The 17,657-nt window shown below is 52.1% G+C and carries 12 protein-coding genes; 8 read left to right on the top strand and 4 right to left on the bottom strand.

Annotated features, from left to right (window positions below):
• Positions 1-69: 69 nt before the first annotated feature.
• Positions 70-2,283: a TonB-dependent receptor gene (locus tag HMF8227_RS08465; RefSeq protein ID WP_109341050.1), complete on the bottom strand. Its 2,214-nt coding sequence runs from the start codon at positions 2,281-2,283 to the stop codon at positions 70-72.
• A gap of 337 nt (positions 2,284-2,620) precedes the next feature.
• Between HMF8227_RS08465 and HMF8227_RS08460 the strand changes: the two genes are divergently transcribed.
• The gene (locus tag HMF8227_RS08460; RefSeq protein ID WP_109339770.1) at positions 2,621-2,830 is read left to right on the top strand and encodes a DUF2061 domain-containing protein; all 210 of its coding nucleotides are present in this window, start codon (positions 2,621-2,623) and stop codon (positions 2,828-2,830) included.
• Here HMF8227_RS08460 and HMF8227_RS08455 read toward each other — a convergent pair.
• Positions 2,792-6,202: a PAS domain-containing hybrid sensor histidine kinase/response regulator gene (locus HMF8227_RS08455; RefSeq protein WP_420820524.1), complete on the bottom strand. Its 3,411-nt coding sequence runs from the start codon at positions 6,200-6,202 to the stop codon at positions 2,792-2,794. The two genes, HMF8227_RS08460 and HMF8227_RS08455, sit on opposite strands and share 39 nt — an antisense overlap.
• A gap of 171 nt (positions 6,203-6,373) precedes the next feature.
• On the opposite strand from HMF8227_RS08455, the gene HMF8227_RS08450 reads away from it, so the two are divergent.
• The 6 genes from HMF8227_RS08450 to HMF8227_RS08425 all read left to right on the top strand — a co-directional run bounded on the left by HMF8227_RS08450 (position 6,374) and on the right by HMF8227_RS08425 (position 13,167).
• Positions 6,374-6,640 carry a DUF4212 domain-containing protein gene (locus tag HMF8227_RS08450; RefSeq protein ID WP_109339769.1) on the top strand — a complete coding sequence of 89 codons (267 nt, stop codon included), beginning with the start codon at positions 6,374-6,376 and terminating at the stop codon, positions 6,638-6,640.
• Between the two features lie 9 nt (positions 6,641-6,649).
• Positions 6,650-8,350 (top strand): sodium:solute symporter family protein, encoded by a 1,701-nt coding sequence (locus HMF8227_RS08445; RefSeq protein WP_109339768.1) that lies wholly within the window; start codon positions 6,650-6,652, stop codon positions 8,348-8,350.
• 143 nt (positions 8,351-8,493) lie between these two features.
• Positions 8,494-10,320 carry a DUF294 nucleotidyltransferase-like domain-containing protein gene (locus tag HMF8227_RS08440; protein ID WP_109339767.1) on the top strand — a complete coding sequence of 609 codons (1,827 nt, stop codon included), beginning with the start codon at positions 8,494-8,496 and terminating at the stop codon, positions 10,318-10,320.
• Positions 10,320-10,946 (top strand): 3'-5' exonuclease, encoded by a 627-nt coding sequence (locus tag HMF8227_RS08435; protein WP_109339766.1) that lies wholly within the window; start codon positions 10,320-10,322, stop codon positions 10,944-10,946. The genes HMF8227_RS08440 and HMF8227_RS08435 overlap by 1 nt, the downstream gene beginning before the upstream one ends.
• Positions 10,947-11,169: 223 nt before the next feature.
• A complete protein-coding gene (locus HMF8227_RS08430) occupies positions 11,170-12,216 on the top strand; it encodes a cysteine synthase A (RefSeq protein ID WP_109339765.1) in 1,047 nt (348 codons plus the stop codon).
• A 93-nt stretch (positions 12,217-12,309) separates the two neighbouring features.
• Positions 12,310-13,167: a D-amino acid aminotransferase gene (locus HMF8227_RS08425; protein ID WP_109339764.1), complete on the top strand. Its 858-nt coding sequence runs from the start codon at positions 12,310-12,312 to the stop codon at positions 13,165-13,167.
• A gap of 73 nt (positions 13,168-13,240) precedes the next feature.
• Here HMF8227_RS08425 and HMF8227_RS08420 read toward each other — a convergent pair whose 3' ends face one another.
• Both HMF8227_RS08420 and gap read right to left on the bottom strand, forming a co-directional pair.
• Positions 13,241-14,089 carry a D-hexose-6-phosphate mutarotase gene (locus tag HMF8227_RS08420; protein WP_109339763.1) on the bottom strand — a complete coding sequence of 283 codons (849 nt, stop codon included), beginning with the start codon at positions 14,087-14,089 and terminating at the stop codon, positions 13,241-13,243.
• A 94-nt stretch (positions 14,090-14,183) separates the two neighbouring features.
• Positions 14,184-15,191: a type I glyceraldehyde-3-phosphate dehydrogenase gene (gap, locus tag HMF8227_RS08415; RefSeq protein WP_109339762.1), complete on the bottom strand. Its 1,008-nt coding sequence runs from the start codon at positions 15,189-15,191 to the stop codon at positions 14,184-14,186.
• A gap of 234 nt (positions 15,192-15,425) precedes the next feature.
• Here gap and malQ point away from each other — a divergent pair, with 234 nt between their 5' ends.
• The gene (gene malQ / locus HMF8227_RS08410) at positions 15,426-17,627 is read left to right on the top strand and encodes a 4-alpha-glucanotransferase (RefSeq protein ID WP_109339761.1); all 2,202 of its coding nucleotides are present in this window, start codon (positions 15,426-15,428) and stop codon (positions 17,625-17,627) included.
• Positions 17,628-17,657: the final 30 nt, after the last annotated feature.

Raw genomic sequence — 17,657 nt, 5'->3', positions numbered from 1 at the left:
GCAGGATGAAGAACACTGCCAGCCGGACTTGGCTATCTGAAATAACCGTATCCGGCTGGCAGGACTGGTTTAATAGAAGTTCATGCGGAACTCGACGCCGACAACCCGTGGCTCGTTCACAAACAGAGTATTGTTGTTAAAGTCGATAGCGCCTTTTACGTTGTCCTCGTCCGTAATATTGCGCCCGAACAGAGAAACCTTATAGTCATGACGGAAGTTTTCGTAGCCGACACGCAGGCCGCCTTCGAAGTTACCAGAGGTACTGAACTCCACTGCGTCATAGATAAACAGGTTGGTATCACCCTGCCAGGCCCAGTCGGTCAGAACAAAAAGTTCACCGCTGTCGACCTCATGAGTATAACGGGCGGTAAAGTTAAATACCTGCTCGGGTGCCTGAGGGAAGGGGTTGCCGTTCACGAGGGCATTACCGCTGTCAGCAATGGGGTCGAGCACGGTACACATGCCAGAACCGCAGGGGGCTATTTCTAAGCCGCGATCCTGCAGTTCTGTATCGGTAAAGCTGTAGCCTGCGGTCAACGAGAGGTTATCCATTGCCAGGAATTCCACATCCACTTCAAAGCCCTGCCCCACGCCCTTATCGGCATTGATCAGCTGGTTACCCTGAGTCTGACCACCGATGGCAGAAAGCTGGATGTCGTCGATCTCATAGTAAAACAGTGCGGCGTTCAGGCGCAGGCGACGATCCATCAGGTCCGATTTAATGCCAATTTCAAAGGAGTCAATGGTTTCGGCGTCGGCCACAGAGGCGGCTTTTTCAAAGGCCACATCCCGGCCCTGAATGGTTTGCGCCCGAAAGCCCTGGGCGATACGGGAAAACAGATTGGCGTTGTCGCTTAGCTCGTAATTCGCGGCCAGCTCCCAGCTCACCTGACCGTCATCCACGTTGATGTCTTCATAGTCCTGAATGGCAGCGGCGCCGATGCTCAGTGCAAAACTATCCACATTTTGCTCGCCGACGCGGAAAGACTTCTCATCGTGGGTGTAGCGAATGCCGCCGGTCACTTCCAAACGCTCATTCAGCTGATAAGACGACTGCCCAAACACCGCCCAGGTTTCGTTGTCGTGATAAACAGTGGTGGTGCCAAAAAAGCCATCTACCGTGGTTACACCAAAGGAGGAATCGAAGAAAAACGCGCCCACCTGCCAGTCCAGCTGCTGATTGCCCAGGCTGGCGATACGCACTTCCTGAGTAAACTGGCGCAGATCGTTAAGCTGATCTTCGGTAACGGCAGGAAAGCTGCTGGCACCTAGTCCCATGCCCGCGTTACCGCCGTCGATATCACCCTTACTGCGGCCATCGGCGGTTTCATAGGCGCTGATGGCGGTCAGGCTGACGGTGTCAAAGAACTTTTCCAGTCTCAGCTGGGCACCGTGGTTTTCGTATTCCTGAGGGTTATTGTCGCCCTGATCGTAATACACGGTATCGCGGTCGTAATTCTCGTTCAGATCCGTACTGCCCGAGTCAACGATATTGGCGCGGAACAGGGTAGAGGTGCCTTCTAGGTCTCGAGTATGCATGCTCAGCAGGGCGTTAAAGTCACCAGTATCGTATAAAAACTGCAAGCGGCCGGCGTTTTCATGGTATCCACCCAGGGCATCTTGCTCGCCGGTAAGGCCGTTATCCACCCAGTCTTCGCGGTTTTGGGACAGACCAGAAAGACGAAAGGACAACTCATCGGTAATGCTGTTACCGACGGCACCTTCCAGGTTAAAGGTGCCATAGCTGCCCACAGCCGTCTCGACAAAGGCATCGAAGCCATCGCGAGGCTTACGGGTGTCGAACTTAATAATGCCGGCGGTAGTGTTACGGCCAAACAGGGTGCCCTGAGGGCCACGGATAACCTCCACTCGCTCGACATCAAACAGCGGGAAGCTTTTTAAAATAACGTTTTCCTTGACCACTTCATCCATCACGATGGACACCGGCTGAGAGGCTGCCAGGTCAAAGTCGGTATTGCCTAAACCGCGAATGTAAAAGCGTGGCGCGATACGTCCGTTGGAAGACTCGGCGTAGAGGCCGGGGACCCGGTTGGCCAGTGCCAGCACATCGTCACCGGCAGAGAACATGTTTTCAAATTTTTCACCACTCAGGGTGGCGATAGAAATGGGCACTTCCTGAATGCTTTGGGTGCGCTTCTGCGCGGTCACCGTAATCTGTTCCAGTTCAATCTTGGTCTCGTCTTCACTTTGCGCAGAGACGGCTGAGGCAAAAAGCACGGCTTGTATGCTTAATGCCAGTGAGGCTTTGTTCAATGTTTTCATTTGCTGTACCAGTTGATGTGCCTGAAATGTGTGCATCCCGGTCACCAGTTGGAAGAGAGCGAGTCTTCGGCTGACCGGTCTTTTTAAGTTGGATATTTTAGCAGCAGAACAACAAAAAAATAATGCTTTACTGCGGAAAAGTGGCTGTAAATGCCGTGATTGTTCAAGAAAAAGTGAACTCTGTTAGCGAGAGTGAATGACTGTAAATGACCTGTTGTGATCATGAGGAAGCCTTTAATCGTTTCAGTGCTTTAGGGTGATTGATTTTAATCATTTTTAAAAATCATCGCGGATGCGCCAAACTTGGCCTGTGAAATGGGATTAATGGGAGATCTTGATGTTCAAGACAATCAGTTTTGCTCTGGTACACTTTAGTGTGGCCTTCACTATTACCTACTTACTGACCGGTAGCGTGATGGCTGGCGGTTTGGTGGCGTTAATTGAACCGACTGTCAATACGTTCGCTTTTTACCTGCATGAGAAGTGTTGGCAACACTTTTCTCACCGCTCAGTCCGCTCGTCGTTGGTGACTCAACCAAGCCCGTAAAGCACCCGCTTTAATGGGTTTTCCTAAAAAGCCGACGCCCTGTTCCCGGGCGCGCTTACGCAAGTCTTCCTCTCTGGCCGCGGTGACCAGTAAAGCCGGAATGTCAGCCTGCCACCGCTGACGCAGTGTTGCTATCAGGCTCAGACCATCTTCAGTCGGGTTGTTTAACTGATAATCCATGATCAATACATCGGGCGCCGAATAACTATCGGCGTAGGACAGGGCGTCCTCCGAACGGGTAAAGCCCTGACCATGGCAATGCCACTTATCCAGGAGAGCTTTCAGGGCATCCAGATTGGTGGGGTTATCATCCACAAAGAGCACCCTGAGACCGTTCAGGTCGCCACTGCTGGTAATCGGAGCTGCGTCACTTGGTTGGTGTTGCCCAGAGGCTGCAGGCACCAGAACGTTAAAACAACTGCCAGAGCCAAGCTCGGAATTCAGTGTGACAGGGTGGCCGAGTTGATCGCTCATCTTCTGGACCACGCTCAAGCCCAGGCCAACGCCGCGGATCTGCCCCCGGTGGGCACGATAAAAATCATCAAAAACCTGTCGCTGTTCGCTGGGGGCGATACCCAAGCCGTTGTCCCAAACCTGAATCAGCCACTGCTCGCCACGTCGCCTTGCGCCCACCAGTACCCGTCCATTCGGACTGTACTTAATGGCGTTGGAAATCAGGTTTTGCAGAATGCGTCTTAAGTAGGTGGCATCGCTTTTAACGACAGCAGGAGTGGAGCGGACCGTCAGCCGCACGCCATTGTGGTCTGCCATCGGATGATAAGCCGCTTCCAGTTGGTTTAATAAGGGACCTAGAGCAACCTCAGACAGACTGGGTTGAAGAGCGCCTTGCTCCAGTTTAGCAATTTCCAGCAAGGTGGAAATTAACTGTTCACTGGTTTGCAGAGCATCGCCGAGCTTGCCCAGTGAGCTCTGATTGGCCGGGCTTAATTGATTATCATCCACCGCTGATAAATACAGTTTGGCGGCGTTTAAGGGCTGCAGAATATCGTGGCTTGCCAAAGCCAGGAAGCGGCTCTTGGATTCATTGGCCTGTTCGGCCTGCAAGCGGGCCCGCTCCAGCTCGGCATTGATGGCGGATATCTCCTGAGTCCGGTCACGAATACGTGCTTCAAGATCGATATTGGCGTCCTCCAACGCCTTCTGTAGCTCGACATGACGGGTGATGTCGCTAAAACTGGTGACAAAACCACCTTGAGGCAGAGGGTTGCCGTTGATCTCAATAACCCGACCGTCACGACGCTGGCGAACGAAACGCTGCGGGCTGCCTTGACGCAGGTAATTGAGCCTTTTTTGTACGTGCTGTTGCACGTCGCCGGGGCCACATTCGCCGCGTTCGGCGTTAAAACGGATTAGGGTTTCGATGGGTTGGCCGACCTCTACCATGTCGCTGGGATAGTCAAATAGATCCAGGTAGGCCTTATTCCAGGCCACCAGTCTGAGCTCTTTGTCGATCACACTGATTCCCTGAGACAGGTTTTCCAGCGAATTAAACAGGATAGCCTGGTGGTTTTGCAGTGCCTGAGTGGTGTCTTCAAAAACATTGAAGACCTGTTCTACATCCATACGCTGGCCGCTAAGCAGCACCGCAACAAGAGTGCGTGCTGAGCTGCTGCCGAGCACACTGGTCAGGGCTCGTTCACAGTATTGAATGAGATCGTCATCCGGGGCACTGTCCGCAGTGAGAGTCACGCCTTGTTGTCGTTGGTAATGGCGTATCAGGCTGTCGGTGCGGGGCTTGCCTAAAAAGGTTTCCAATAACTGCTTTAAATCCTCGAAGCGGGTTTGACTGTATATGGGCAAACGACCAGCCTGGGCGGGCTTTTCAAAGGGAGTGACAAAGGCGCTGGCCTGAACCCGGTCCAGCAGGCGTTGACCGGCACTAAAGGAAAACAGTACATATGCACAGGTGCTGGCCAGCAGACTAATGACGGTACCCTCGGCAATCACCTGTCCGGTTGGATTTTGGCCCAGCGCTACCAGAGGCCAGCCAATAAACAGGCCCCACGCGGCCAGTCCTACGGCAAGTCCTGCCAAGACACCGCTGGCATGAGCCCGCTTCCAGTACAGACCACCCAAAATAAAGGGCACGACCTGAATCACCAGAGAAAAGGCTAACAGGCCCATGCTGGCCAAGGCGGTCTGGTTACCCCAGATGCTGTAATAGGCGTAAGACATCAACAAAATAATGATGATGACCGCCCGGCGCAGGGGCAAAAGGGCACGGGAATACTTATGCGGTGTGAGCCAGCGCTTGGGATTATTGCGCATGAGTAATGGCAGAATCACATCATTGGTCAGCATGGTGCTCAGTGCCAGGCTGGAGACGATGATCATGGCACCGGCTGCAGAGATACCGCCGGTAAAGACCATTAGACTTAATAAATAAGAGCCTTGGCTGCCGGCCAGTTGCATCAGATAGGTATCCGGATCGACGCTGCCACCGAAGGTAAGCTCACCGGCAATGGCAATGGGAATTATGGCGAAGATGGTCAGCAGCAAATAGAGCGGAAATAACCAGCGAGCCATATTCAGGTGTGTCGGATTATGGTTGTCCACGACCATGACCTGAAACTGACGTGGCAGACAGAGGATGACGGCCCCGGCCATGAGCGTCTGGACGACAAACTCGAACGTCGAACCTTGCCAGTGCAGCCAGTTTTGCTGGATGCGCTCCATTTGTTGTGGCTCCCATTGAGGTTCGGTAAGCAGCTGTGCGGCAAATACAGCGGCGACGCAAAGGCCGAATAGCTTGACCAGAGATTCGGAGCCGATCGCCAGCATCAGGCCTGAACGGTACTGGGTTAACTCGTTATGACGGGTACCGAAAAACACCGCAAACACAGCCATGATAGCGGTGGTGATCAAAGCTTTCAGATAGCCTTGATCACCACTTTCCAGTCCTGCCAATACACTGAAGCTGGTATCCACAGCCTTTAGTTGTAAGGCAATGTAGGGCAGGGTGGCAAACGTCATCAGTAAGGTGACGAGAACGGCGATATCGCGGCGTTTGCCGTACCGGGAAGACAGGAAATCGGCAATGGAGGTGATATTCTGGCGCTTACTGACCGCGACCATTTTACGCAGCACCGGAAAACCGAACACGAACAGCAGTATGGGGCCAAGCAAAATTGGCAGAAACTGCCATTGCTCCTTGGCCGCCGAGCCCACAGCGCCATAGTACGTCCAGGATGTACAGTAAATACCAAGACCCAAGGCATAGATAGCCGGATGACGGGACAGGCGGTGGGCCAGGGACTGACGATGATCGCCCCAGCGGGCCAGCAAAAACAGCGCACCCATGTATAACAGGGCCGCCAGAATCCAGAACAGGGTCATGGTGGATTGGTTCATTAATGTACTTTCCCTACCTTAGTCAGGTCTGGCTGCAATGGCTTATAGACCATGGTCTAAGGTACTGATACTACTTGCTTAACCGCAGTTCGACCATAGTCGCATACCCAGAATGGGCTTTCCTGATAAATTTGTTATGTAAATGTAAATACCCTATTAACGGAGGCGTCTATGTCGTTCGAAAATCAAGAGCGAGCTTCGGCCTACTGGCGCGAAAATATCGCGCTGGTGCTGAAGCTCTTGGCGATTTGGTTTGTGGTGTCTTTTGGCTTTGGCATTCTGCTGGCCGAGCCCCTCAATGAAATCCGCTTTTTTGGCTTTAAGCTGGGCTTCTGGTTTGCCCAGCAAGGTTCTATCTTCGTGTTTGTGGTGCTGGTGTTCGTGTACGCCAAGCTGATGGCCAAACTCGATGCAAAATACAACGTAACCGAAGACTAGGAGCCGACGATGGATATTCAAACCTTAACTTTTATTATTGTCGGCGCTTCTTTTCTGTTGTACGCCGGTATTGCGGTCTGGTCTCGCGCCGGATCCACCAATGAGTTTTATGTGGCTGGCGGCGGTGTGCATCCGGTGGCTAACGGCATGGCAACGGCAGCAGACTGGATGTCGGCAGCCTCCTTTATCTCTATGGCGGGCCTGATTTCCTTTATGGGCTATGATGGCGGTGTCTACTTAATGGGGTGGACCGGGGGTTATGTCCTGCTGGCTTTGTGCATGGCGCCCTACCTGAGAAAGTTTGGCAAGTTTACGGTGCCGGATTTTATCGGTGATCGTTATTACTCTCAGTTGGCCCGAACCGTGGCGGTGGCCTGTGCCATTTTCGTCTGTTTTACCTATGTGGCCGGGCAGATGCGTGGCGTTGGCGTGGTATTCAGTCGCTTCCTGGAAGTGGAAATCGCCACTGGGGTTATGATTGGCATGGCAGTGGTGTTCTTCTATACCGTTTTAGGCGGCATGAAAGGCATTACCTATACTCAGGTGGCGCAGTACTGTGTGCTGATGTTTGCCTATCTGGTGCCCGCTATTTTCATCTCCTTGATGATTACCGGCAACGTTTTCCCTCAGCTTGGTTTTGGTGACACCATCGCCGGTACCGACACCTACATGTTGGATAAACTTGACGGACTGTCTAAGGAGTTGGGCTTTAATGCCTACACCGAAGGGACCAAGAGCACCGTGGATGTCTTCTTCATTACTGCGGCTTTGATGGTTGGTACCGCAGGCCTTCCCCATGTGATCATTCGGTTTTTTACGGTGCCTAAGGTGCGCGATGCCCGCCGTTCGGCTGGTTGGACATTACTGTTTATCGCTATTGTTTATACTACGGCGCCTGCGGTGGCCTCATTTGCCCGGGTGAATATGATCGACACCATCAACGGCGAAGAGATGCAGGGCACCCAGTATTCTGAGGCACCGAGCTGGATTAAAAACTGGGAACAGACCGGTTTGATTCAGTGGGAGGATAAGAATAACGATGGCCGCATGTTCTATTCGGGCGATGAGCGCAACGAGATGGAGATCGATCGGGATATAATGGTGCTGGCTAATCCTGAGATTGCCGATCTGCCTAATTGGGTTATTGCCTTAGTGGCCGCCGGTGGCGTGGCAGCGGCCTTATCCACAACAGCGGGGTTGTTATTGGTGATATCCACCTCGGTGTCTCATGATTTGCTTAAGCGCAATCTGATGCCGAATATTTCTGATAAGAAGGAGCTGTTTTTCGCCCGCCTGGCAGCTGGGGTGGCGATAGTGATCGCCGGTTACTTCGGAGTGTATCCGCCCGGCTTCGTGGCTCAGGTGGTGGCCTTTGCCTTTGGCCTGGCGGCGTCGTCCTTCTTCCCGACCATCCTGATGGGGATTTTCTCCAAAACCATGAACCGGGAAGGGGCGGTTGCTGGCATGATTGCGGGGATCACTTTCACCGCGGCCTACATCATTTACTTTAAGTTTGTGAACCCGGCGGCCAATACCCCGGAAAACTGGTGGTTCGGTATTTCACCTGAAGGCATTGGTACTCTGGGAATGGCGCTGAACTTTGCGGTGGCCCTGACCGTAAAACGCTTTACCAAACCGGTTCCTGAGGACGTTCAGGAGATGGTGGAGTCGATTCGTTTTCCCAAAGGTTCCGGAAATGCAACCCACTAAACTCTGAGCTGGATCAATGCGAGCCACCGGTAAAGGAATAGACTGGTGGCTAACATGATTTCGAACAGCCACCTGCTTCTGTAACAGAATCAGGTGGCTTTTACTGCTCTCTTATCTCGATATCAAGCTCAGTGGGAATAACCATGACCGAATCCATTCAACGCTTTTTGGCCCAGTGTACCCCATTCGACCGACTGGACGAGGCCCAACGTCATTTGGCTGAGCGGGCCATGACCTTAAGTTATGTCAGCGAAGCAAATGTGACTGAGATTATGCCCGCGGATACCCCTCAGCTCTATGTAGTGAAAAAAGGCCTGTTCGATCTAGTGGATGCTGAGCAACGTTTGCTGGAGAGACTGGAGCCGGGAGATTTGTTCGGTTTTCCTGCTTTGTTGACTCATCGTCCTATCACCAATCGTCTGCGAGTATTGCAAGATGGTCTGCTGCTGGTCATGAGGCAATCGGACTTTGACTCGCTGTGCGCCAAGAATAAAGCATTTGCTGACTACTTTCGTCAGGCGCTGAATCAGCGACTCTTGCTGGAATCACGTCAGGATTTGGTGGCTGACTGGAGTCAGAAGCGGGTCAGTGATCTACTGGATCGTGACTTGGTTAAGGTAGAACCGGGGTTGCCGGTGGCAGAAGCCGCGGCGCTGATGCGTGAGCATAAGGTGTCGTCGCTGTTGGTGGTAGAACAGCAGCAATTGATTGGTATGTTAACCGATCGAGATTTGCGCAACCGGGTGGTGGCAGAACGTGTGGAACTGGACCGGCCGGTGAGCGATTTTATGTCATCGCCGGTGGTGAGTGTGGGCAGTCATCAGCTGTTGTTTGATGCGATGCAGACGATGACTGCGCATAACGTACACCATCTGGCCGTGACGAAGGGCGTTAAGCCCGTTGGTGTGATTACCGTTACCGATCTTATCCGTCAACAAAGCAGTGAGCCTTTGTACCTGGTCAGTCAGATTCGCAAGGCCGACTCGGTATCAAGTTTAAGAGCAATCGCTCAACAAGTGCCTGACCACTTATTGCAGTTCGCCAGTCGCATTGTGGATGTACATCGGGTGGGTGACATGCTGGCCAGTTTTACCGATGCGTTTAATAAGCGCCTGATCGAGCTTTACATGGAACAGCACGGTCAACCACCTTGTGCTTATGTCTGGTTATGTTTTGGATCCCAGGCACGACAAGACCAGTCGCTGAGCTCGGATCAGGATAATGCTCTGCTTCTGGACAACAGCGCCAACGAAGTGGACAAAGCCTGGTTTACCGGTATGGCCGAGTTTGTCTGTCAGGGGCTGGCTGAATGTGGTCTTAAATTGTGTAATGGCAATATTATGGCGTCTAATCCCGAACTTCGCCTCACATTGGATCAGTGGCTGGCAAGATTCAAGCGCTGGATTAATGAGCCGGACAAAGACGCTCTGATGAGAACGAATATTTTTTTCGATCGCAGAGCGCTGTGCGGCGAAGGCCGATTGTTTGAACAGCTAAACCGACAGGTCGCGACGATGGCGTCAGACAATGCCATTTTCCTGGCTAATTTGGCGGCCAATACGGCGTCTGAGGCGGTGCCTATTGGGCTGTTTAATCGTTTCCGTACCCACGAACTGGCCGATCACCGGGATGTGATCGATATAAAAAAACAAGGCGTGGCGATTCTCAATAATATCGTACGTCTTTATAGTCTCGCCCATGAAATCAGCGATTGCGCAACGCCTGAGCGCATTCAGCGCCTTATTGAGCAGGGGCACGTCAATCCTGGTGACGGTAAAAACTGGCTGGCCTGTTGGCGGTTTTTGGTGCAGCTGCGGCTGGAACATCAGTTAACCTATGGCCGTAAGGATAACCTGATTGAGCCCAGTCAACTGGATTCGCTACAACGACGCCAGCTTAAAACCGCCTTTAAGCTGGTTAAGGAAGCTCAGGAGGGGGTTGCCTTACACTTTTCACGAGGAGCCTTCTGATGAGCTGGTTAGATGGTCTGGTTAAGTGGCTTCAACGCCCGACAAGCTTAAATGACTGGCGAAACCGGCACTATCTGGCGGTAGATTTAGAACTGACCGGATTGTCTCCTGATAGCGATAAAATCCTATCCATTGGGTGGGTGGCCTATGACTCTTGCGGTATTGACCTGTCTACGGCCAGGGAAGTGATTATAGAAGGTGAATTTGAGTTGGGTCAGAGTCCTGCAATCCACGGTTTAACGCAGTCTGATCTGGTCGCAGGGGTACAGCTGTGCGATGCCTTGAATTCGTTGTTGTCGGCTGTGTCAGAGAGGGCTGACACTGTCCTGGTGTTTCATCACGCAGCGTTGGACTGGGCCTTTTTGCACCAGGCCCTGGAGAGTTGTCAGTTACCATCAGGGCAGTGGGATATCGTCGATACCATGGTGACCGAGAAGTGGCTTCTGACAAGACAGGGGCGTGAGTCTCAGAGTGTCAGCCTGGATGCGTGCCGAAAGCGCTACGGCCTGGATGAACACCCGGCCCATTCGGCAATGGAGGATGCCCTGGCCACCGCCGAATTGATGCTACATCAGTGTCACCGGTTCGCCAATGGACCTTATCGGTATGTCCCGTCATCGGGGTAGTCTGGTTCGATCATAGTGCTATGAATGTCAGGGCTTTTTCGGAAAGGTTTTAGAGGCAAGCTGAGTGATAAGTCATACGTATGGAAGCAATGTTAGCGAGTCAGAGTAGCACTTGTTTTCTGCTGATAAGGCGAGCGTGACTACATGCAGGTAAAACTCGCAATACTTGCATTTTGCACTCAGCGACTAACAATCAAGAAAGGATTCTATCGCGGAGACAGTCATGCGAGTGGTGCAACATCAGGCTGAGATGATCGGCAACACGGATCTATTGCGGGTTCGTTCCTTATCAGAGTTAACCGGCTGTAATATCTATTTGAAGTGCGAGTTCCAAAACCCTGGTGGTTCGGTTAAGGACAGGGCCGCGTTGCAGATGGTCAAAGATGCCATCGAGCGTGAGGAACTCAAACCCGGCATGACCATTGTCGAGGGCACGGCGGGCAATACAGGCATTGGTCTGGCACTGGTGGCGAAGGCTTTCGGCATGCAGATGCTGGCGGTGATGCCCAATGATCAAGCTAAGGAAAAAGAGCGCATGATCGAGCTTTACGGTGGGAAGTTGATGACCGTGGATCCGTGTCCCTTTAGCAACCAGAACCACTTTTACCACCGCGCCCGTAAGCTGGCCGAGCAACATAAGGACCATTGGTGGGCGAATCAGTTTGAGAATACCGCCAATACCAAAGCCCACTACCTGCATACCGGGCCCGAGATCTGGCAACAGTTAGAAGGCAACCTGGATATTCTGGTCAGTGTGGCAGGTACCGGCGGTACCATTGCCGGTAATTCTCAATATCTGAAAGAGCAGGATGAAAGCGTACAGGTCTGGTTGGTGGATCCCGATGGTTCGGGCCTGTATCAGTATATGAAAAGCGGAGAGTTTAAGAGTCATGGTGGCTCCATTACCGAAGGCATAGGCATTATGCGGCTGGTGGACAACTTTCGTCAGGCAAAGGTGGACAAGGCGGTTAATCTGCCAGATAAGGATATTGTGGCATTGTCACGTTATGTGCGTAACAAAGACGGAATCGTGCTTGGTAGTAGCTCAGCGTTGAATGTAGCCGGTGCCTTATGCGCGGCGCTGCAATCCGGGCCGGGCAACAATATTGTTACCTTTGCCTGTGATCTGGGCGAGCGTTCCGCCTCGAAACTCTACAATACCAGCTATTTACAACAGCGTGGCCTACTCGACTTTGATAAGGATATCAAACACTTAATAGAACGCTATCAAAGTCAGGCTATGACCGATCAAATTGTCAGTAAATTTTAATCCTAATGGCATCCACACCAGAGGGGTTTTCAGGTATGATGCGCGGCTGTTTTGAGCGAGCGAATATTAGCAGCAGGCTTGGAGTGACGCCCTATGAGCACAGTGTATCTGAATGGCGAGTTTATGCCGATGACGGAGGCGAAAATTTCGCCCATGGACCGTGGCTTTTTGTTTGGTGATGGCATTTACGAAGTCGTGCCCTCGTATAGCGGCAAATTGGTGGGTTTTGAGCCTCATATCCGGCGGATGCAGGACGGCCTGACGGCGCTGGAAATCGAACAGCCGTTAACATTGGAGCAGTGGCGTACACTGACCGAGACCTTGCTGGAGAAAAATGGCGGCGGTGATCTGGGCGTATACATGCATGTTAGTCGCGGCGCGGATATTAAACGTGCTCATGGTTATCCGGCCAGTGTTAAACCTACGGTATTTGCCTTTACCTTTGAGATACCCTCAGAGCCAGTGGCAGACTTAGACAAGGTGAAAACCTATAAGGCGGTCACCGAACAGGACTTACGCTGGCAGCGTTGTAATATTAAGTCCACCGCGCTTTTGGGCAATGTGATGCATTATCAGGCCAGCCAGCGCAGCGGGGCAGGCGAGACTATCCTGTTCAATCGCCATAATGAGCTGACCGAGGCTGCATCCTGCAATGTGTTTGTGGTGAAGAACGGCGTGATTGCGACTCCTCCTCTAGATCATCAGATTCTGCCGGGGATTACCCGTCATATTTTGTTGGATGTTTTGCGTCAGGACGGTTCTTTACCTGTAGAAGAGCGCACGATCGACATGGATGAAGTAAAAAATGCCGATGAAATCTGGCTTACCAGCTCCAGTAAGGAGATTGCCCCGGTGGTTGAACTGGACGGTAAGCCGGTAGGCAATGGCAAGGTCGGTTCGGTCTGGCTGGCTGCCCAGCGGCTGTTTAGTGAGTGTAAATATAACTACTAAACGCTCTGTCTAAGAAGATCGTTGACGTAACGGCCCGCTGACGCGGGCTTTGTTATATCAGTCCGTACAGGCTTTATGTTATCTGTTGCTGTAGCTGATGACTCTGTTTGGGGGCCAATGTATAGCCCTGAGTGACAGCCGCTTCGATACACACAAAGCATTGATAGCCGTTATCCGGCATGTCGCTCATTTGCTGACTTTTATTGGACCAGGGGTTCCAGACAACAATGCTGTCGTGGCCCGATTGCAGCAACTGCATAGGGTGAGCAGGACTTTGGAGGCGGACGCGTTCAGGCATTGTCAGATGCACCCGGTCCATCTCACCACTAATCCGGTAAGGATGGGGAGTTGGCTTAATCCGACCACTGTCCAACTTGTCCTTATAGTCGCCGCTGAGTCCCTCAATCACACACTGAGTCACATCTTCTGCCGCCAGGTAGCTATGCAAAGCCGCGCCATAAGACAAGGGATTATCGCCAATATTAGTGGTGGTCAGGGTTACTGTGAGTGACCGACCCACTCTTACCTCCAGTTCCAGCTCAGCCTGACCGTCAAACCCTTCGTTTAAGGTGGTATGTGGGGCCAGCCGCAAGGTGGTTTGCTCATCGGCTTCGTCGATGCTCAAAAGCTGCCAGTTTTGATTGCGTACATAGCCGTGGGCTGGCAGTTCAGGCTGACTAGGATGATCGCCAAACCAGGGCCAGCAAATGGGAATGCCACCACGGATGGCTTTACTTCCATCCAGCACGGCCTTATCGCTGAGCCACAGCCGTTCTTGTTCGTCGTGTTTGGGCATAAAACCCAGCACATGACCACCGAACAGGCTCATTCGGGCTATGGCATGGGCGTTTTCAATTTTAAGAATATCAACGCCGGTGTCCGAGGACTCCAAATGCACATCTTGGCTGTGTTCTAATGACATGACGTTTCCTTTTGCCTAAATCAATCGTTCGCGACAGACAAAAAAGGCGGTATCGCACCGCCTTTATAATTACGCACTGTCTGGCCTGTGCTGCTTATAGACTAAGCCAGTACTGGGCATTGTCCAGCATACGATTGCTAAAGCCCCATTCGTTATCATACCAGGACATCACTTTTACCAGATTGCCCTGAACCTTGGTTTGAGTCTTGTCAAACACCGATGAGGCCGGGTTATGGTTAAAGTCCACGGATACCAGAGGCTGATCATTAATTTGCAGCACTTCGCTCATGGGGGACTGATTGGCCGCTTCTTCGATAATCTGGTTGACTTCGTCTACGCTGGTATCGCGACTGGCGATAAAGCTTAAGTCTACCAAAGATACGTTCAGCGTAGGCACTCGCACGGCCATACCATCAAACTTACCAGCCAGTTCGGGGATCACCAGTCCTACCGCTTTAGCTGCGCCGGTGCTGGCCGGAATCATTGAGTGAGCGGCGGCACGGGCACGCCGCACATCGGTGTGATACACATCGCTCAGGCGCTGGTCGTTGGTGTAGGCATGGATGGTGGTCATCAGGCCTTTGTCGATGCCCAGCTTGTCATTCAAAGGTTTAGCGATGGGGGACAGGCAGTTGGTGGTACATGAGGCGTTGGAGATGACGGTCATGTCCTTGGTCAGTACCTCATGATTCACACCGTAGACCACGGTGGCATCCACTTCCTTGCCAGGCGCCGAGATAATGACTTTCTTAGCACCAGCCTTGATGTGCTTCTCGGCGTCGGCTTTCTTGGTGAATAAACCGGTACACTCAAAGACCACATCGATGTTCAGCTTGCCCCAGGGCAGGTCGGCGGGGTTGCGCTCGGAAAAAGTCAGGATTTTATCGTCGTTGACATAGATGGCTTCATCGTCGTGGTCCACCTTAGCATTGAAGGTACCATGGGCAGTATCGTACTTGGTCAGGTGAGCATTGATGGCTGCATCGCCCAGGTCATTGATGGCCACAATCTTCAAGTCATAGTGTTTTTCTGCTTCATAAAGAGCACGCAGGACGTTACGGCCGATACGTCCAAAACCGTTGATAGCTACGTTAATCGCCATGATAAAAGTCCTCATTCTTGGTTAAATGAAAATAAATTACAAAAATTATGGATCAAACCGCGCTTAAAGACAAATTAGTCGACAAGTTTTGTTGTTAAATTACATTTTTGTTGCATACGTTTGCAATGGATAAAGCCGTGCATTTGGCTTTGGTATCTACTATGTTACGGCCTTAATTAAACATAGCTGAACCTTCCCAAAGGTGTTCGCAGACAACGCACAAAGGATGAATCAATGACAGCGCCATTTGTCGAAAAGCTGAGTGAATTACGCGGTATTGAATCCGGCTTTATTGATGCCTGGGGTGAACCGGCCGAGGTGACCGATGAAACCAAGGCCAAATTGTTAAAGGCCATGGGTTACCCGGTGGATGATGAAACTGCCTTACAGCAGAAGGTAGAGCAGGAAAGCCGGCAAAACTGGATGCGACCTTTGGACCCGGTTCAGGTTAATCGGTCCGGTGAGTCATTGATGGTGGCGTTGCGCTTGCCTATCGAGCTGGTGAACGATGATTTTACGCTGGCGTTGACAACAGAGCAGGGTAGCACAATGACCCAGACCTTTGTGCCTGCCGATGGGGAGTTAATCAACGCCACTCATATTGATGAGGTAGAGTTTCAGGAATATATTCTTGAGTTAGACGCGGAGCCTGGATTGGGCTACCACGAATTGAAGCTCAAAGCCGAAGACGGTGATGAGATTGCTTCCATGCGACTGATTATCGCGCCCAGGCAGTGCTTTAAGCAGCCTGAGATTGAGCAGGGTCAGAAAGTCTGGGGCTTGAGCGTGCAGCTTTATTGCTTGCGCAGTGAACGTAACTGGGGCATCGGCGATTTTACCGATCTGAAGAAACTGATCGCCGAATCGGCCCAGCGTGGCGCGCATTTTATCGGTTTGAATCCCATTCATGCCTTGTATCCGGCTAACCCCGACTCCTGTAGTCCTTATGGGCCCTCGTCCCGTCGCTGGCTGAACTTTGTGTATATCGATCCGGCTGCTATTGAAGGTTATGACAGCGATGAAGTGCAGCAATTAGTGAAGTCTGCGGATTTTCAGCAGCGTCTGGAACACGCCCGCTCGGTGGAATATGTGGACTATGAAGCGGTTGTAAGTCTGAAGCTGGAGGTGTTAAACCGGCTTTATGCTTATTATGCCAGTCAGTTCCTCAAAGGCCGTAGCAAGCAAAACCGTGCCTTTAAAGCCTTTGTGGATGAGGGGGGGGAGAGCCTGGATATGCTGGCGACCTTCGATGCCCTGCAAGAGAAACTTAAGGCTGAAGGCAAGGACTTCTGGGGCTGGCCGGTTTTTCCCAAAGAGTATAAAGAATATCATCAGCCGGCGGTGCAAAAATTCCGTAAGGCGAATCAGGACCGGATCCAGTTTTACCTGTTCCTGCAATGGCAGGCGGCACTGCAGCTGCAACAGGCCCACGAGACTGCTGAACATCACGATATGGCCATCGGGATTTATCGCGATCTGGCCGTGGGTGTGAGCGAGGGAAGTGCGGAAATTTGGGGTAATAAAGCGCTCTACGCGGTGGATGCCAGCGTTGGCGCGCCGCCAGATATCTTGGGGCCTTTAGGACAAAACTGGGGCCTTCCGCCAATGGACCCGGTACAGCTGTATAATCAGCAGTATCAACCCATTATCGATCTGTTCTCCTCCAATATGGCCTCCTGTGGTGCCCTGCGCATCGACCATGTGATGGCGCTACTGCGCCTGTGGTGGGTTGCTAAGGGCGATAGTGCCAAACAGGGCGGTTATGTGTCTTATCCGGTGGACGATCTGCTGGGTATTTTGGCGCTGGAAAGTCAGCGTCACCAGACGCTGGTGATCGGTGAGGATCTTGGCACGGTGCCAGAGGAAATCCGCGCTAAGCTGCAGGATAATGGTATTCACTCCTATCGGGTATTCTTTTTCGAGCAGGCCGAGGACGGCGGTTTCTTCTCGCCCAGCCATTATCCCGAGCAGTCCATGTCTACGCTGACCACTCATGACATGCCCACCCTCATAGGCTTCTGGCACTGCCTGGATCTGGAATTAGGTAAGCAGCTGAACATGTATCCTTCCGACGAAGTATTGGCGTCGTTGTATCAGGATCGCCATGAGAATAAGCAACGAATCCTGGATACGCTGCACGGTCATGGCTCCATTTCTGATAATGTAGGACACCATGTGGATCATGTGGGGATGAGTCAGGAGTTGAACTATGGCATGCAAAAGCATATGGCCACCGGCTCCAGCGCCCTGCTAAGCTTACAGCTGGAAGATTGGTTGCAGATGGACAAACCGGTCAATATTCCCGGTACCAGCGATGAGTATCCCAACTGGCGGCGTAAGCTGAGCCGGAACCTGGAAGACATCTTTACCGATTCTGACATTAATCAACTGGCAGAGGCGTTGACTCAGGCTCGTCAACAGGCCAGCCAGCAATAATAACAATCAGATAGCCCGGTCAGCTCAGGG

The organism is Saliniradius amylolyticus (genome assembly GCF_003143555.1).
Lineage (GTDB): Bacteria > Pseudomonadota > Gammaproteobacteria > Enterobacterales > Alteromonadaceae > Saliniradius > Saliniradius amylolyticus.
The sequence above is the reverse complement of the archived record's forward strand: the minus strand, read 5'-3'. Positions and strand labels throughout refer to the sequence as shown.

Coding starts and splice junctions, on each gene's coding strand:
- malQ (WP_109339761.1), top strand. CDS start 15,426: ATGACAGCGCCATTTGTCGAAAAGCTGAGTGAATTACGCGGTATTGAA.
- HMF8227_RS08440 (WP_109339767.1), top strand. CDS start 8,494: ATGACCGAATCCATTCAACGCTTTTTGGCCCAGTGTACCCCATTCGAC.
- HMF8227_RS08425 (WP_109339764.1), top strand. CDS start 12,310: ATGAGCACAGTGTATCTGAATGGCGAGTTTATGCCGATGACGGAGGCG.
- HMF8227_RS08445 (WP_109339768.1), top strand. CDS start 6,650: ATGGATATTCAAACCTTAACTTTTATTATTGTCGGCGCTTCTTTTCTG.
- HMF8227_RS08430 (WP_109339765.1), top strand. CDS start 11,170: ATGCGAGTGGTGCAACATCAGGCTGAGATGATCGGCAACACGGATCTA.
- HMF8227_RS08420 (WP_109339763.1), bottom strand. CDS start 14,089: ATGTCATTAGAACACAGCCAAGATGTGCATTTGGAGTCCTCGGACACC.
- HMF8227_RS08460 (WP_109339770.1), top strand. CDS start 2,621: ATGTTCAAGACAATCAGTTTTGCTCTGGTACACTTTAGTGTGGCCTTC.
- HMF8227_RS08435 (WP_109339766.1), top strand. CDS start 10,320: ATGAGCTGGTTAGATGGTCTGGTTAAGTGGCTTCAACGCCCGACAAGC.
- HMF8227_RS08455 (WP_420820524.1), bottom strand. CDS start 6,202: ATGAACCAATCCACCATGACCCTGTTCTGGATTCTGGCGGCCCTGTTA.
- HMF8227_RS08450 (WP_109339769.1), top strand. CDS start 6,374: ATGTCGTTCGAAAATCAAGAGCGAGCTTCGGCCTACTGGCGCGAAAAT.
- gap (WP_109339762.1), bottom strand. CDS start 15,191: ATGGCGATTAACGTAGCTATCAACGGTTTTGGACGTATCGGCCGTAAC.
- HMF8227_RS08465 (WP_109341050.1), bottom strand. CDS start 2,283: ATGAAAACATTGAACAAAGCCTCACTGGCATTAAGCATACAAGCCGTG.